This is a genomic window from Mucilaginibacter sp. P25 (assembly GCF_050859465.1).
GTDB lineage: Bacteria > Bacteroidota > Bacteroidia > Sphingobacteriales > Sphingobacteriaceae > Mucilaginibacter > Mucilaginibacter gossypii.
Map to the genome: position 1 here is coordinate 2,876,075 of NZ_CP193937.1, position 16,464 is coordinate 2,892,538.

The window sequence follows — 16,464 nt, forward strand, 5'->3', positions numbered from 1 at the left end:
GCGAAGTACAAACCAGAGGCATACCAAAAGATTACCTGAACCTTTCATCTTCATCACCGGGAGCGCACATCGATGCAGGTATCTTTATAAGGTAAAAACAATTAATGTGCTTATTTAATGCAGATTTGGATCAATGCCCTTTCCCAAAGTTTTTTCACCCGCTTCAACAGCCATATCAATCCGGTTTTCGTCAGGCGGTTTAGGGCATGAGTAGCCGCTGCTGAAAGCGCAGTATGGGTTGTAGGCTTTATTGAAATCTATAACAATCGATCCGTTTTTAATGTCTTTGGTGGTAAGGTCGATATAGCGGCCTCCGCCATAGGTTTCAGAGCCGTTTGTAGCATTGGTAAAAGGCAGGAACAGGTAATTGCTGAAAGCAGGGTTTTGCGACAGGGCGATGCTTTTATAAATGGTTAACTGCATTGGTTTACCCTTAAGCTTAAACGAAAGTTGTGCATAACGTACATATTGGCTACCTGCACCGCTGAAGGTAGGTATAATAAAAGTTGATTGATTAGTCAATAATTCAGCTTTAGCAGTTACGCGGTAGATACTATCGGCATCATAAAACCTTAAAAATTGCAGGTCATCCTGTTTAAGCGGAGATCGCGGGTCTTTTAAAAAATCATCCTTATAATTTTGCCTGAAGGCAGCAATTTGCTCTTTATGAGTTTGTGCAAAACTGTGTTGGCCAATGAAAAAGATAAATAAAAGGACAATGAAATATTTCATGTGTGGTGCAGGGATTAGGCTCAAAGATAACTTAGATACAATTCAAAAAAAGCGTCATTTGCGAAGCACGAAGCAATTCAGGCTTCTGTCCCATCAGGGTCTCTCGCAGAGGACCCTGATGGGACAGACTGTGACGGGAGACAATAACATAACATGTGAGATGCATCGGTAAAGCCGGACAGTCGAGATGCTTAACTTAGCAAATCAATGGACAAGAAAAAGTCAAGCCGCCGTGTTTACGATGCGGATTTTAGGTCGGATGTATTGAAGATGGTTTTTAGTGGTCGTTCGGTTGTGGACGTGGCCGCTTCGTTGGGGATCAGGGAGAATTTGATCCACAAATGGAAAAGCCGTTATAAAGAAACAACGGGATCATCGGCGCTGAAATCGCCAGGGTCAGAAACGCCGATTGTATCGGTAGAAGAATATGAACGAATGAAGGTACGTCTGCGAGAAGTGGAGCAGGAAAGGGATATCTTAAAAAAGCATTGGGCATTTTCAGCCGGACAACTTAAAGCAGGTGTACGCTTTTATTTTATCACAGGAGCTGTTTTTTCCGGTGATAAGGATGTGTGATGTATTATCGGTGAGCAGGAGCTGTTACTATGCCTATCGTAAGCAGGATGAGCAGGCTGAATGCTCAGTTCAAAAGAAGATCGAAGCGCAGGTAGTTGAAGCCTTCCGGTTACATAAACACCGTTATGGTATCCGTAGGTTAGTCCCGGAGTTGTCAGACCAGGGATTAAAGATAGGTCATTACCGGGTACGGCGTATCTTACATCAAAATGGATTGAAAGCGATTCAACCCAGATCATTTGTGCCCCGGACAACAGATAGCCGACATCCATATCCAATCAGCCCCAACCGGTTGAAAGACAGGTTACCGCCATCAGGGATAGACCAGATATGGGTTGGCGATATCACCTATATCCCGCTAAGAGAAGGATCCTGGTGCTATCTGGCGGTATGGATGGATCTGTTTTCCCGCAGAGTGATCGGGTGGCAGTTGTTGCACCACATGAAAGAGGCCCTTGTACTGGAGGCGTTTCAGAAGGCCTATAGCAATCGTAAAGCTGATAAGGGGTTGATCGTTCATTCAGATCGTGGCGGACAATATGCAGGGAATATATTCCGCCGATGGCTTGCCAGGTGTCATGTACTACAAAGCATGAGCGATACGGACAATCCGTATGACAATGCTTTTATGGAATCGTACTTCTCCCGGTTTAAAGCCGAGCTATTGCAGGACGGCTCTTTTGAAAATATAGAAAATGCCCGCAGCGAGATATTTGAATATATTGAAATGTACTATAACCCTATCCGAAGACATTCAGCCTTAGGCTATATCAGCCCGATGGCGTTTGAGCGAAAGGCAAGTTATCCACAAAAAGCGGAGGCCCGATAAAAAGAAAAAAGAAGCAAAAAAAGAAAAACGTGTTGAAATATGGAAAACTCTCCGAGTTTCCCACATTTCAACACCACAAACAAACAACAAGTTATTTATTTTTACTTTTATAAATCATGACAGATCAACTGTCCGGATAAACCATCACACCCCAATGCGCCAAACAGGCGTACTTGCTTGGCGAAGACATCAGGGTCCTCTACGAGAGACCCTGATGGAACGTAACTTTACGAGCTAAAAACCTTTTGCTCCTCTGGCGCATCTGTCCTTGGGCAATTAATACATGTTTATTAAATTGTAAAATCCCCCAGAAGGAGAACAGGTTTGTACAAAACGTCACAGCCCTTACCCGAACCCGAGAGTGGTTCAACTTATCAGGATTACCCAATTTGATTATTGATTTTATGGGTAAACTTAAATCTGCGAGAGATCCTGATGGAACACAAATGAGTTTATGATATGCTGTATGACGTTAAATCACCCCTTCAATAAAAAACTCATTGATCCCTTCAACATCACTCAAATGGGTAGTTATCCGGCTAATCTTATTGTCAGTAATATCGCAAACTATGGCAACCTGCTCATCCAGGATCAAATCGCCACGGCTGGCAGTATTGTGAAGCGACAGGGCTACACTATCCAATCCGTATAAAATATGGTTAAATTGAACCATTACCCCAAAATCACGCAGCTGACCGGCACGTTTAATCACGGCATCGGCACCAACAGCAGGACCCGAAAGCAAACTTGTTCCCGGCAGGGTCCAGGTAACATCATTGGCAAGGGCCGAGCGCATGAGCTCCCAATCACGATTTTTTAGTCCTGTTAAAAACTTATTGGCTAACTGTCCTTTTACTTCTTCTGTGGTTTTCATGATGAAATGTTTTAGATATTAGTTAAGAGGCTCAGCGGCAGGAAAATCTACCGGAACTTCGGTGTTGGCAAATACGTAGTTAGTGTACACACGTATGGTAATAAAGGCTATAAGGTCCATCAAAGCGGCTTCATCAAAACCGGCTTCGTAAAAGTTATTTACTATGGTTTCATCGCCTTTACCTTTATTTTCAACAATTGACTTGGCTAAACCGATAATGGCATTCAATCTGTCATCAGCTGTATGGCCTCTCCTGATATCAAGGGTTTGTTCTTTAGTAAAGCCGCGTTTCATGGCCAGCATACTATGACCGGCTAAGCAATAGGCACAACCGTTTAACTCAGAAACAATGAGGGCAATGGCTTCCCTTTCTTTGGGGGTAAACACGCTTTTGCTCATGTCATCTTCCATATCCATAAACATTTTAAGTGCAGGTGCCGAATAGCCCATGGTGGCATAAAGGTTAGGTACTTTACCAACGCGTTTTGTGAAGGTATCAAACATTACCTGCGCTTCGGCACTTACCTGTTCGCGGGTGGGAACATTTATAGTTTTCATGATTATATTATGGTTTAATATTATTTACTTGTTGTTTTACGTTTAAGATAAAGTTGCGCGGTTTCGCTCATAGTGATGATGGCACCGCCAAGGATCACGACATCTTTAATAACCAAACGACCGCGGCCTGACAGGTATGGGAAGCCCCATTGGTTATCGGTTAAATGTGGTACCCAGCTTTCGGGCGTAGTGACCAGGAAGGAAAGCGTGCCCAAAGTCATGATAAATACCAGGATACTGGCAATCATACTTGGTATTGGTACAACTTTATAAAGTGCAACCAGTATGCCCAGTGTTACCAGGAAAATACCCAGACCAATAGAAAAGCCATAAGTATTATTTTCGATATGCCATTGGTGGTTGGAAGCAATCAGTTCGCCTTCTTTATTGATGTGTTTTTTGTATTCTGTTGGATGGTTGTAAAAGAATGACATCACCGGACTGTTGGCCACAAAGGGCACAACGCCATCGGCTTCGTAAGTGAAAAATTTAAGGCCGCCTATCCAAAGGAATACGACTACGATGCCGAAACGGACTGCTTTTTTGCCAAGCTGATCAAGGCCGGCTATGGTATTTATGATTGAAGTTTTCATGTTGTTGTTTTTTGATAAAGCAAAACTACAACGCTATGAGCCCCGCAAACATGGACGAGAACGGGGTTTTATTTGTACAAATCCGCGACGATGGAGATGCCTGTTTTATCGCGAAAAGTTTGGGGCGATACCTTGGTGAACTTTTTAAATACCCGGCTAAAATAAAACTCATCCTGGAATTTAAGGTTATAGGCAATTTCTTTGATGCTTTGCCGGGTTAAATGGAGCTGTTTCTTTGCTTCGAGGATAAGCCGTTCCTGGATAAGCTGTGATGGTGATTTGCGAAAGTATTTGGTACAACGCCGGGTTAAATTATCAGAAGATATGGCGAGTAACGAGGCATAATCTGATGGTTTATGCAGGTCAAGATAATGCTGGTTAAGCAACGTCCGGAACTTTTCCATTATTTCATCTTTTTGAGGTTTATCCTCACCGGTACTGATGCCATTTATTTTTATGCTGCTGGCCTTGGCCAAAAAAAGCTGCAGGTAGGCCCGCAATACAATTTCGGATGGTTGCGGCTGCATAAATCTGTCGTTCATCTGCATCAGTAACAGCTCAAACACTTTTACATCCTGCGGAGTAAGCGCAACTATTGGATCAATATAGATGTTGTTAAATAGTAACCCATTGCAGGCTACTTCTTCACGGTGGTACTCGATACAATAAAAATCACTGTGAAATTGTAAGATATTGCTTTTTATTGCGCGGCACTCGTCTACATAAATAATCTGCAACGGGGTTGAAAACAACAACACCGGGCCTGTAAAAGGGAATGCCCCAAAATCTGCATGAAAGATACCCGACCCCTCAGGAACGAGGTAAACGGTATATTCAGAAAACTGGGCAGGCGTACATAGAATATCTTCCCGTACATCCTGTAACCCAAGTAAAAATTCACCTGCTTTATCGCGGATTGCTTTCAATGGCCAATGATTTATGGCACTAATATAAATATACTCTGCTTTTTATAGCGACAACGACTTTTATGAGGCCGAGTTTGCGCTCAAAAATTACAAAACATCAATAGATGCTGCCGTTTGTTGACAGCTTTTATCAAGCGAGTTTAAGCGTTTTTCGCTTGAACTATAACCCGCTATTGTTGGTGACAACACGAACAATAGCGGGGGCGCTTAATCGTGCGAATGTTAAACACTCACTCTAACCAACTCCTCTAAAACTTCGCATAAGATATCAATCTCTTCCCCGGTATTATAATAATGTACTGAAGCTCTTACGATATTGCCCAGTTTGTTTTTGTTCATATAAATGAGGGTTGAAACCGCCTTGCCAACTGATACATTGATGTGCTTTTCGGCCAGCTTGTTTTTTACCGTTGCGGCCTCCATGCCATCTACCGAAAAAGTTACGATGCCGCATAACTCATCGCCAAAATCATGAACGGTTACGCCGTTAATATTTTTTAGTTTTTCGCGTAATAAGCTGGCTAAATATTGCACCCGCTGCCAGGTACGCTCAACACCTATGTTGAGTGCATATTCAACCGCCTTGCCAAGGCCAAGAGTTAAGGCGCGGCTTTTTTCATACACCTCAAAACGGCGGGCATCATTGCGCGGTTTAAAATCAGTTTCGGTTACCCATTGGGTAGTGAAGCCGTCCATGAAAAACAGCTTCAGCTTATCCTGAATTTCTTTGCGGACATACAGAAAGCCGGTACCCCTCGGCGCCCGCAAATACTTCCTGCCGGTTACGGCCAGCATATCGCAGCCTATTTCCTGCACATCCAGCGGCACATGGCCCACGCTTTGGCAGGCATCAAGCAGGTACAAAATATTGTGTTTGCGCGCTATCCTGCCTATCTCTGCTACCGGGATCATGCTCCCTGCGGTTGAGGGGATGTGGGTTACGGCTATCAGTTTTGTCCGGTCAGAAATGGCATCTTCCAAAGCCTGCAGCCGGAAATTACCCCGCTCATCATTGGGGATTACTTTAAACTCAACACCCAGGGTTTTTTTAGCGTGCAGCAAACCTATCAGGTTGGTTACATATTCCATTTCGCAGGTAATGATCTCATCGCCGGGTTTAAAATCAATGCCGTTAAAGGCAAGCCACCAGCCAATACTGGCGTTTTCAACAATGGCAATTTCATCCTTGCGGGCGTTGATGAGTCGGGCTATGAGGTTGTAGGTGTTTTCAAGCTCTTCGCGGTATGTGTACTCGGTTTCGTAGCCGCCGTTTTGCGCTTCTTCGTACAGGTAATCTATCACGGTATCAACCACCACATCGGGGTGCAGGGACGAGCCTGCATTATTGAAGTGGATGGTTTTTGTTGTGCCCCGGGTTTCGGCCCTTAGTTGCTGTACTTCCTGTTCGCTTAGTATATTTTCCATCAGGTTTAGTTATTTGTGAAATTTATTTCCATCATGATATCCGCTCGTTTGTAGGTGCCGGGCTCAACTGGGATTTCGGTAAAGCCCAGCTTACGGTAAATGTGGATGGCATTTTCAAGCACTCTGTTTGAAAATAGTACCAGCTTTTTTACACCCAGTTCACGCGCTTTATCAATACCGGTTTGACATAGAAACTGACCGGCGCCAGCTCCGCGACTGTCTTTATCCACCGCCATTTTGGTAAGCTCGTAAACACCGTCTTCTATATATCGCAGCGCTACGGTGCCAATAATTTTTTGTTTCGAAGTGATAAAGTAAATGCTGCCGCCTGTTTTAATGATGGCCTCGTCGGGGTTTTCCAGTACCCATTTATCAAAAGGTTCAACGCTAAAATACTCTTCAAGCCATGCTTTGTTAAACTTTTCAAAATAGGGGGCATGTTGTGGCTGATAATCGATAACCTGTAGTTCCATGTGCTTAATTATTTGATCATTACAAAATAAAAACATTCGGAAATAGAAAAACAGATGTAGTTTTGTTAATTTTGAGCATAACAGATTTTGCATGGAAAGCATTGCTCATACTGAGGATTACGATTTTTTATACGCACAAATTGCTGCCCGGATTGAAAAGCAGATTAAGCAAAATCTGCTTAAGCTCGGCGACAAGCTGCCGTCGGTAAGGATGCTGAGCCAGGAGCAGGGTATTAGCATGAGTACAGCTTATAAGGCCTATGTTGAGCTGGAAAACCTGGGTTTGATAGAGGCACGTACCAAATCGGGCTACTATGTAAAATACCTGCCCGCCCGTTTTACCAGCGTGCCCGAAACCAAACCACCGCTTAAAAAGGTTAAACAGGCCAGCGTTGCCGAAATGATTGCGATGGTTTACCGCAACATGTCGGAAGACAGCGTTTTGCAGCTCTCGCGCTCATCGCCGCCGCTCAGCCTGATTCCGCTGGCAAAGCTCAGTAAATCCATGATGGAATCTATACGTAATAGTCCATCGGGTAATATCACTTATGAAAACCCGCAGGGTAATATTGCTTTGCGCAAACAGGCGGCTAAAAACGCCTTTAACTGGGGTGGTAATATTACCGAAGATGATGTGATCACAACGCAGGGCTGCCTGGAAGCTTTAATATTTTGCTTAAGGGCGCTTACCAAGCCCGGCGATACCATTGCTATTGAAAGCCCTACTTATTTCGGGATTTTCAATGTGATGCTCAGCCTGGACCTGAAAGTATTGGAAATTCCGGTGAACCCCGATACCGGCCTCGACCTGGAATACCTGGAACGGGCTATGAATGAAGTGCCAGTAAAAGTATGCCTGTTTGTTACCAATTTTAGTAACCCGATAGGGGTTTGCATGCCCGATGAGCGTAAGCAGCAACTGGTGCGCCTGCTTGCTGAAAAGCAAGTTCCCTTAATTGAGGATGATATTTATGGTGAGATCTATTTTGGAAAAAGCCGTCCGCGCACCTGCAAAAGTTATGATAAGGATGGCTGGGTGATCCTTTGTTCATCGGTATCCAAATCAATAGCGCCTGGTTACCGGGTAGGCTGGTGCGTTCCGGGCAGGTTTAAAGAACAGGTGCTGAATATTAAAATGATGCATTCCATAGCCTCGGCCACACCTACACAGGCAGCTATTGGTCATTTTTTTGAAACCGGGCGATATGACCTGCACATGAGGCATTTGCGGAAGGCGTTATATACCCAGTGCCTGCGGTATACGCAGGCTATCGCAACACACTTCCCGGCAGGTACAAAGATTAGCAGGCCACAAGGCGGCTATGCGCTTTGGGTCGAACTGGATAAAAAGGTAAATGCCTTTGAACTGTACCAATTGGCAATAGAGCAAAGCATCAGCATAGCTCCCGGCCAGATCTTTAGTGTAGACGGGCGGTTTACCAATTTTATCCGCATTAGTTTTGGGTTAGCTTTTGACGGGGTGGTTGAAGATAGTTTTAAGGTGTTGGGGAAATTAGTGAATGGCCTTATATCCTGAACTACAACATCACCAAATAAACTTAATTTTTTCTGAATGGCTGATTAGTAATAAATTAGTATTTTATTTATGGTTATGCCAAATAGTTATCTATAAGGCATTTATTGAATTTTTTATTGTATTTTAAGTTCTGTTTTTAAAAGACGGCAGCACGTTTTAATGGTTATCCCCTTTATCATGAAATTTAAATTTTTACTGCTATGTGTTGCTGTTGTTTGCGTGACAGGACAGCTGTGTGCGCAATCTTCAGCCTCGTTGCAATCGCAAATTCAAAAAAGCAAAGCTGATACCGGCAAAGTGAAGCTGTTGCTTGCTTTAAGCCGTGTTATCCTGCTCAAATCGGGCGCGGGAGCAAAGGAAACAGATAGCTCTTACCGGTTTATGAAACAAGCCGAACAATTAAGCATTCAGCTTAATGATGTTAAAGGGCAGGGGAACGCTGCGTTGATGGCAGCAATGATCAGCAATAAAAAAGGCGATCATAAAGGCGGTGCTGCATTGGCCCAGAGGGGTTTGATTTTTTAAGTCGATAGATGATTTGCCGGGTATGGCCGAAGCTTATGTCATTATTGGGCAGCATTATGGAAATGAAGGCCAGGACCTGGATAAAAAAATAGCCTATTATCAAAAAGCCATTGATATTTTTCGGCAAGCGGGTTTAAAGGACAGGGAAGCTACAGCTATCGTAGATATGGCCGATCTGCAAAGCATAAAAGGATCGTATGATATTGCTGTTAAAAACCTGCGCACGGCATTGGCAATATACCAATCGATAGGGAAAAAGACCTGGATGGTTTGTACAACCTGCTTGGCGGCTGCCTTACCTTCCAGGGAGATGCTGATAACGCCCTGAAGTATCAGTTGAAAGCGGTGAGGCTTGCCGAAGGTCGCGGTGATACCAGTTTGCAAATGTGTACAATATACAATCGGTTTGCCCTTTCGTATTATACGCTGCATAAATTTGGCGATGCCATAATTTATTTTGATAAGGCTGTAAAAATTGCCCAAAAATATAATGACACAGCTTCAATAGTTGTAATAAACGGTAACCTGGCCATGAGCTACTATAAAATGGAACAGCCCGAAAAAGCGCTTGCACGGCTGCAATTGCTCAAAAATATGAACCTGTTTACAACAACGCAGGAAAGATTTGAAAACTACTATGATTTTTGCCTGGTTTATTTGAAGCTTAAACAGTATAAAATGGCCAAAGTGTACATCGACAAAATGGAGGCGCTAAAAAAAGATGCAGGGGCAAATTATACCGAGATGTTAAGGTCATATATTAATTATTATATCGCCATAGGGCAGTATAATAAAGCGTATCCCTACTTGCAGGAAAATGAAAGTTTTTATCAAAAAACAAAGGTGCTGCCTTTTTTGGCACAGAACCAGCTCAACTGGTTTAAGGCCGACTCGGGGATGGGCAGGTACCAAAGTGCTATTAAGCATTATCAGCGCTACAAAATGCTTACCGATTCGGTTTACCTGGTTAACAATGCCAAGCACACCTCCTTTTTGCAAATTGAGTTTGATACGGATAAGAAGAATAAAGACCTGCAACTGCAGGCTAAGGATATCCAACTGCTTAAAAACAATGAGCAGTTGCAGCGCAGCCGGTTTTTAGCAGCACAGGCCGATCGTAATTTGCTTATTGGAGGCTCGGTAATGTTGTTGCTTTCGCTGGGGGTTGGTTATAATCGTTATCGTTTAAAGCAGCGCAGCAATGTACGGTTACAGGCTCAGCAAAACGAAATTAACAAGCAAAACCAATCATTGCAGCTGTTGAACAGTAAACAGGAAAAATTACTTAATGAAAAAGAATGGTTGCTAAAAGAGGTACATCACAGGGTTAAAAATAACCTGCAAATTGTGATGAGCCTGTTAAGCACGCAATCGGCATACCTGGAAAACAACGCGGCCATTGAAGCCATCACTGAAAGCCAAAACCGGGTGCAGGCCATAGCGCTTATACACCATAAATTGTATAGTGCTGATAATGTGGCCAGCATTTATATGCCATCATACGTAACCGATCTGATCCGCAACCTCACCGATTGTTTTGATTCGGTAACCCGTCGTATCAGGTTTGAGCAGGTGGTTGAACCCATTTATCTCGATCTGACCCAGGCTGTTCCGTTCGGCCTGATACTTAATGAAGCCATAACCAACGCTATCAAGTACGCCTTTAGCAGTGAAGGCGGGCAGATCGTCGTCGCGTTGAACCGCGTAGGCGAAGACGGAGTGATATTAACCATTGCCGACAACGGAAAAGGGCTGCCGGCAGGCTTTGATCTTAAAACAGTAACCTCATTGGGTATGGAAATGATGAAGGCCTTAAGTAAACAACTGGGTGGCACTTTTAAAGTTCAAAATAAGGCGGGCGTTACTATCAGTGTTGAATTTAAAATTGAGAAAGTAAGGCACCATAGCGAGGTAGAAAGCAATTTCTTATAATGATCTCTATTTGCAGCGCGTTGTTTCCGCGTGTTTAAATGATTCGTTGAGTAATTGCCTGAGTACAGTATTATCTACATCGGTCAGTTTAACAATATGCGTACAGCAGCCACTTTGCTTGTGCTTACCTAATTTTTGCAGCAATTGTTCCTTGCTCTCAAAGCCTGGAAGATAGAGTGTTAAAGAATTTTTACGGGGCGAGAAGGCTATAAGCGGGGCATCACCCTCACGGCCGCTTTCATATTTGTAATGATAACTGCCAAAGCCTACAATGGCCGGCCCCCACATTTTTGCTTTGTGACCGCTTGCTTCTTCCATTAGCGCGGTCAGCTTAAAGCTGTCGGCCCGTTTGGCTTCATCGGCAATGGTATTGATGAAATCGCTTACGCTTGCTGCGGTTTCCGTGGTTTTATTGGTGTTTTTGGCCATGGCTTAAGCAGGATAAAGGTTAAAAACGATATATAAATATATCACGAAAATTTTATTTTATCCCACAGTTTATTAGCAACAACCTGTCGGATCACCTGCTCGCGGTAATTGCGGCTTATAGGGATGCGGTGCTGACCGATAAAAATATCATTTCCCTCAATACCATCAATTTTACCGGTTGATACGATGTATGATTTATGTACGCGGATAAAGAGTTTGTTATCTAAATTTTGTTCAAGGCTTTTGAGGTTAAGCAGCGTGATATATTTGCCTTTGGCGGTAAATATGGTAACGTAGTTTTGCATCCCCTCAACGTACAGGATCTCATCAAAGTAAATCTTTTCGTATTTATTACCACATTTGATAAAGAAGTAACCTTCATCAGCTTCCGTTTTTGGTGCGCCGGGCTGGGCCCAATTGTTAAGCAGGCGGTGATAATCTTTAGCCTTATTGGCCGATTTAAAAAAGCGGTCGAACGTGATGGGTTTCAGCAGGTAATCGAGCACATTGAGCTGGAAGCCTTCAAGCGCATAGCTGGGGTAGGCTGTAGTGATGATCACCATCGGCGGTTTCTGCATGATCTTTAAAAAATCAATACCGTTCATTTTCGGCATCTGGATATCCAGGAATATTAGGTCGATAGCCTGGTGGTCAAGTAGCTTGATCAGTTCGAGCGGGTTTTCGCAGGTGCCGGTTAAATTCAAAAAATCAACCTCGCGTACATAGCTGGCTAATCCTTCGCGGGCTAAGGGCTCATCATCTATTATTACACAGTTCATCATAGTGAGGCCATTTGAAAGGTTGCGGATGATTGTTCCAGTTCGGTTAAAGTTAATTGCAGGTGTACCTCAAAGCGGTCTCCGGTATTTTGGATCTCCAGCTTATGAAGGTCGGGGTAAATCAGGTCAAGCCGGCGCTTTACATTTTTCAGGCCGATACCCCCAAAGTTCACAAGCCCGGTTCCCGGGTCGTTTGATGCGCTGTTGGCAACATGAAAATCGAGCTGATCGTTTTTCAATCCCAATCTAATCGCAATCCAGTTAGGGTGTTCCGCCTCTTTGGATACATGCTTAAACGCGTTTTCTACAAAGGTCATTAATATAAAGGGGGCTATGCCTAAATGACCGGGCATCGGCTCATCTGCTTCAAAGGCAACATGCACATTATTGTTTTGCCGAAGCTTTTCCAGCTCGATAAAGTTTTCGAGATAGCTAAGCTCTTTTCCTAAAGAGATTTGCTGGTCGTTGCACTCGTACAACTGGTACCGCAGTAATTCAGAAAATTTGGCCAATGATGCCGATGCCATACCGGGGTTTTTATGGATCAGGAAAAATATGGAGTTGATGCTGTTGAACAAAAAATGCGGGTTAAACTGGTATTTCAGGAATTTAAGTTCGGTTTCCAGTTTCTCTTTTTCGAGCAGCTGCTGGCGGTGCTGGGTTTGCAGCCAGTTTTTGGTGAGTTTGATACTCATACCCAAAGTCATACTGGCTACGGTAGAGGGGAAGGAAGTATTATAGAAACTCATAAAATTGCCCGGATCAACGCCAAACATTTTTTTACTGAGCAGCCTGCAAAAAAAGCACTTAAATAATAGCCGCCGTTAATAAGCGATGATGTGCCGATGATGGTTAGCGAAAGATAAATTACATATTGGGTAAGCCGCTCTTTTTTCATAAACCGCGGCATTAAGAGGTAAAGGTTAAAATATACCGCCAGCGCCTGGAAAACTACATAAGCCAGGATCTTGACACTATAAGCCGAAAAAAACATGGATTTGGCCGCTGCCACAGGGTTAGCCACCGCTATGGTAAACCAAAAATAATGGTACACACACCAAAATGGGATGTGGTACAGCTTGTATTTAAACAGCCAGTTTTGGTTTAATGTATCAACGGATAAACTGTTCATGTTAAATATCATAATAATAAAAAACAGGTGTCATGGGTAGATCCTCGAAGCATGACGAGCAGGGCCTCTGCGCATGTCCATCGACAGGTTCAGGATGACACCTCTCAATACCCAATATATTTTCCCCGTCCCCTCAGGGTCTCTCGCAGAGGACCCTGAGGGCCGCCGCCCTACCCGAATTGAAAAAAGCGAACCTGCGTGGCGTAGGCATCAGGGTCCTCTGCGAGTTTAAGTTTACCCACAAATTGCTTGTCGTTTAACCAGCAAATCGTCGTGTTTTGCCCCTCTGGGGCAAAGGGTATTCTATAACTTTACGAGCTACAAACCTTTTGCACCTCTGGTGCATCTGTCCTTCAATTAATACATGTTTATTAAATTCTAAAATCTCCCAGAGGGGGAACAGGTTTGTAGAAATTTTCAATATCCTACCTAAAGATACAGCAATTGCACTGATTTATATTTCGTTATTATATCAACCTGCACAAATAATTGACCAAATGCAGGCTTTAACTTATAAGCCGTAAAAAAGGCAGTATAGTTTTGGTTTTAAACCGATTAACCCGCTTCTGCGTATCTCATCAATTATCTCATGTCACTCATCATTCATGTTTTTTAAAGTTTAAAGCACTGTTTTTATTTGCCGGCATAACCTCCAGAAAGGTTACACACGCCATATGAAAACTTTATGCATCAGCCTGTTACTTATTTGCCTGGCACAAATAGTAAATGCCCAGGTGTCGGGCAGGGTTACCACAGCCGGCAGCCAGCCCTTGCCATATGTCACTGTATCGCTTGTCAGAACTGCAGATTCATCTTCAGTTAAAAGTATGCTTACCAATGAACAGGGAGGCTATAATATTGCGGATGCCCCTTCCGGTAATTACCGGTTGCGGTTAAGCAGTATCGGCTATCAAACCTGGTTTTCATCGCCTTTTGAAATCAGCGGGAACAAGGATGCAAAATATCTTGCTGTTATTGTGATGAAGGAGGACACCCGGCAATTGGGCGAGGTGGTAGTGCGGGCAAATAAGCCATTGTACCAGCAGCGCAGCGATGGCTTAGTGGTAAATGTTGAGAGCAGTGTGCTTACCAAAGGCAGTACGGCCCTGCAGGTGCTGGAACGATTGCCGGGGGTAACTATCGATCACCGGGATAATGGTATTGCCCTGAACGGTAAAAGCGGGGCTACAGTAATGATCAACGGCAAACTGGTGCGTATGCCGCTTGCCCAGGTCATGAATTTGCTTAATGGTACCAGTGCCGATAATATTGAAAAAATAGAGCTGCTGAGCACCCCGCCCGCCGGATACGATGCTGAAGGCAGTGCCGGCATCATCAATATTGTAATGAAGAAAAGCAAAAAGCAGGGAACAAACGGCTCCTATTCCTTAACTGGCGGTTACGGCATGGGCGAAAAAGGCACTGCCGGCATCAACCTCAGTCATAATACTAAAAATATCAATCTGTACGGCTCCTACACGTTTCAGCACGACCGGACCTATACCGATCTTTTTATTACCGGAAGTCAGTACATGCCTTTTATCGGAGGTAATGCCGAGGTAGAATTTTACACAAAAACCAAAAGGATCAGCAATAATCACAATGCCACCCTGGGTACTGATATTAAGCTGGATCCTAAAACTACCATAAGCGGTAACCTGAGCTATAACAACAGCCATTCGCCCACTTATACATACAGTAACGCGGGGTATAAGATCCTGCCCGATTCACTGCTCAGGTATATTGGGCATATTAACGGGAACGCGCACTGGGATAACCTCACCAGCTCGCTCAATATTGAACATGTGCTGAAGGAAGGGGAGAAGATAAGCATGGAAGCCGATTATATCCATTATGGAAATAACAGTCCAAGCGAAGTTAATACGTCCTTTGTAAACAAATATGGCGAGCAGGTGTACGCCAACAACAGTGTAAGCGCGCAAAGGCAACGCGGATTTGCCAATACGGCCATCAACGTAGGCGTGTTTAAAGCCGATTATGCCAACCAGCTATCACCCTTACTAAAACTGGAAACAGGTATTAAAGGAGCGCATACCGGCAGTTCAAGCTCATCGGGTATCGAAAGTTTTAATAATGGGGCCTGGGAGCGTAATATGCAGACCGCTGCGAACATATACATGAAGGAAGATATTGGCGCGGCGTATCTGTCCCTTAATTGGCAGCTTGGTAAAAGCATAAGCCTTAATACAGGAGTACGTTATGAATATTCCTATACCAATATGGATAACCCACAAACCGGCAGCAACATTGTAGACCGTAAACTGGGAAAGCTGTTCCCCACAGTGCTGTTCACCAAAAAGTTGGGTGACCGATCCGAACTGCAGCTGTCTTACACCAAAAGGATCAGCCGTCCATCATATGACGACCTGGCCTCATACTTTGCATACAGCGACCCTACGGCGGTTTACACCGGCAATCCTTTTCTTAAACCAACCATCACCAATAATATAAAACTGGGCTATAACTATGGCGACTATAGCTTTTCCCTGCTTTACAGCCGGGATGATAATGCCATAGCCCGCTATCAGCTCAGCGAAAGCCCAGCGCACGATATTTTGTTCATTTCGCCACAAAATCTGCCGTATCAAAACTACTTTACCTTGCAGGCCAATGCGCCGTTTAAAGTAAGTAACTGGTGGGAGATGACCTATAGCTTTGTTGGCGGCCTAAGGCAGTTTAAGGAGGATTATACTTTACATCCGTTAACCAAATCGTACTTCGGATATTCCTTTAATTTTAACCAGTTGTTTAAGCTGCCCGGCAGCTTTTCGGCAGAGGTATCGGGGCAGTACAATTCCCTGTCGTATAATGGCACAACGAGGGTTGATGGTTTTGGGCTGATCAATGCCGGGATCAAAAAAGAGCTGAAAAATAACGGTGGCAGCCTGCAGTTATCAGTGGCCGATGTGTTCAGTGCTACGCAGATCCATGTGCGGTACGGCACACTTACACGGGAGGCTTTTGACATAAAGAGCAATGTACTTGTCAATACCGAAACCAGACGTTTCCCGGTAATTAAACTTACTTATTCAAAGTCGTTTGGTAGTACAAGACCGGCCGGCCGGGGAAACCGGAAAGCGGTTCAAAAGAGGAGAGTGAAAGGATGAGGAGTAACTAAGTCAT

18 protein-coding genes are annotated in these 16,464 nt (G+C 44.0%); 7 read left to right on the top strand and 11 right to left on the bottom strand.

Annotated elements, in window-relative coordinates:
* Positions 1-114: 114 nt before the first annotated feature.
* Positions 115-732: a DUF1684 domain-containing protein gene (locus ACRQ5D_RS14810; RefSeq protein ID WP_432329370.1), complete on the bottom strand. Its 618-nt coding sequence runs from the start codon at positions 730-732 to the stop codon at positions 115-117.
* 207 nt (positions 733-939) lie between these two features.
* Between ACRQ5D_RS14810 and ACRQ5D_RS14815 the strand changes: the two genes are divergently transcribed.
* Together ACRQ5D_RS14815 and ACRQ5D_RS14820 are read left to right on the top strand one after the other, a co-directional pair.
* A complete protein-coding gene (locus tag ACRQ5D_RS14815) occupies positions 940-1,308 on the top strand; it encodes a transposase (RefSeq protein WP_431200280.1) in 369 nt (122 codons plus the stop codon).
* Positions 1,301-2,137, top strand: coding sequence for an IS3 family transposase (locus ACRQ5D_RS14820; RefSeq protein WP_432329372.1), 837 nt, complete (start codon positions 1,301-1,303; stop codon positions 2,135-2,137). Before ACRQ5D_RS14815 ends, ACRQ5D_RS14820 begins: the two co-directional genes overlap by 8 nt.
* A gap of 472 nt (positions 2,138-2,609) precedes the next feature.
* Here the strand turns inward: ACRQ5D_RS14820 and ACRQ5D_RS14825 are convergent, their stop codons facing one another.
* The 6 genes from ACRQ5D_RS14825 to ACRQ5D_RS14850 form a co-directional block, all read right to left on the bottom strand.
* Positions 2,610-3,011 (bottom strand): nuclear transport factor 2 family protein, encoded by a 402-nt coding sequence (locus ACRQ5D_RS14825; RefSeq protein WP_218134524.1) that lies wholly within the window; start codon positions 3,009-3,011, stop codon positions 2,610-2,612.
* An 18-nt stretch (positions 3,012-3,029) separates the two neighbouring features.
* Positions 3,030-3,569, bottom strand: coding sequence for a carboxymuconolactone decarboxylase family protein (locus ACRQ5D_RS14830; protein ID WP_090534021.1), 540 nt, complete (start codon positions 3,567-3,569; stop codon positions 3,030-3,032).
* A 20-nt stretch (positions 3,570-3,589) separates the two neighbouring features.
* Positions 3,590-4,162: a DUF417 family protein gene (locus ACRQ5D_RS14835; RefSeq protein ID WP_091175966.1), complete on the bottom strand. Its 573-nt coding sequence runs from the start codon at positions 4,160-4,162 to the stop codon at positions 3,590-3,592.
* A gap of 68 nt (positions 4,163-4,230) precedes the next feature.
* The gene (locus ACRQ5D_RS14840) at positions 4,231-5,088 is read right to left on the bottom strand and encodes a helix-turn-helix domain-containing protein (protein WP_432329375.1); all 858 of its coding nucleotides are present in this window, start codon (positions 5,086-5,088) and stop codon (positions 4,231-4,233) included.
* Between the two features lie 222 nt (positions 5,089-5,310).
* Positions 5,311-6,513 carry an aminotransferase class V-fold PLP-dependent enzyme gene (locus tag ACRQ5D_RS14845; RefSeq protein ID WP_091175970.1) on the bottom strand — a complete coding sequence of 401 codons (1,203 nt, stop codon included), beginning with the start codon at positions 6,511-6,513 and terminating at the stop codon, positions 5,311-5,313.
* 5 nt (positions 6,514-6,518) lie between these two features.
* Complete coding sequence (locus ACRQ5D_RS14850; RefSeq protein WP_091175973.1) at positions 6,519-6,986, bottom strand: GNAT family N-acetyltransferase; 468 nt, start codon at positions 6,984-6,986, stop codon at positions 6,519-6,521.
* Positions 6,987-7,077: 91 nt separating this feature from the next.
* On the opposite strand from ACRQ5D_RS14850, the gene ACRQ5D_RS14855 reads away from it, so the two are divergent.
* From ACRQ5D_RS14855 to ACRQ5D_RS14870, 4 genes are all read left to right on the top strand, one after another.
* The gene (locus ACRQ5D_RS14855; protein WP_091175976.1) at positions 7,078-8,523 is read left to right on the top strand and encodes a PLP-dependent aminotransferase family protein; all 1,446 of its coding nucleotides are present in this window, start codon (positions 7,078-7,080) and stop codon (positions 8,521-8,523) included.
* A 177-nt stretch (positions 8,524-8,700) separates the two neighbouring features.
* Entirely contained in the window at positions 8,701-9,048 is a 348-nt protein-coding gene (locus ACRQ5D_RS14860; protein ID WP_432329377.1) for a hypothetical protein, read from the top strand.
* Positions 9,049-9,070: 22 nt separating this feature from the next.
* The gene (locus tag ACRQ5D_RS14865) at positions 9,071-9,376 is read left to right on the top strand and encodes a tetratricopeptide repeat protein (RefSeq protein WP_432329379.1); all 306 of its coding nucleotides are present in this window, start codon (positions 9,071-9,073) and stop codon (positions 9,374-9,376) included.
* Positions 9,319-10,980, top strand: a complete 1,662-nt coding sequence (locus tag ACRQ5D_RS14870; protein WP_432329381.1) for a histidine kinase dimerization/phosphoacceptor domain -containing protein — start codon at positions 9,319-9,321, stop codon at positions 10,978-10,980. Before ACRQ5D_RS14865 ends, ACRQ5D_RS14870 begins: the two co-directional genes overlap by 58 nt.
* Positions 10,981-10,986: 6 nt before the next feature.
* Here ACRQ5D_RS14870 and ACRQ5D_RS14875 read toward each other — a convergent pair whose 3' ends face one another.
* From ACRQ5D_RS14875 to ACRQ5D_RS14890, 4 genes are read right to left on the bottom strand one after another with little or no spacing between them, the layout of a single operon-like run.
* On the bottom strand, positions 10,987-11,409 hold the full coding sequence (locus ACRQ5D_RS14875) for a DUF1801 domain-containing protein (protein ID WP_091175981.1): 423 nt from the start codon (positions 11,407-11,409) through the stop codon (positions 10,987-10,989).
* A 41-nt stretch (positions 11,410-11,450) separates the two neighbouring features.
* Positions 11,451-12,191, bottom strand: a complete 741-nt coding sequence (locus ACRQ5D_RS14880; protein ID WP_091175983.1) for a LytR/AlgR family response regulator transcription factor — start codon at positions 12,189-12,191, stop codon at positions 11,451-11,453.
* Entirely contained in the window at positions 12,188-12,937 is a 750-nt protein-coding gene (locus ACRQ5D_RS14885) for a sensor histidine kinase (RefSeq protein ID WP_431199894.1), read from the bottom strand. Before ACRQ5D_RS14885 ends, ACRQ5D_RS14880 begins: the two co-directional genes overlap by 4 nt.
* The gene (locus ACRQ5D_RS14890; protein WP_431199895.1) at positions 12,934-13,320 is read right to left on the bottom strand and encodes a hypothetical protein; all 387 of its coding nucleotides are present in this window, start codon (positions 13,318-13,320) and stop codon (positions 12,934-12,936) included. The genes ACRQ5D_RS14885 and ACRQ5D_RS14890 overlap by 4 nt, the downstream gene beginning before the upstream one ends.
* 674 nt (positions 13,321-13,994) lie before the next feature.
* Between ACRQ5D_RS14890 and ACRQ5D_RS14895 the strand changes: the two genes are divergently transcribed.
* Positions 13,995-16,448, top strand: a complete 2,454-nt coding sequence (locus tag ACRQ5D_RS14895) for a TonB-dependent receptor domain-containing protein (RefSeq protein WP_431199896.1) — start codon at positions 13,995-13,997, stop codon at positions 16,446-16,448.
* Positions 16,449-16,464 lie beyond the last annotated feature (16 nt).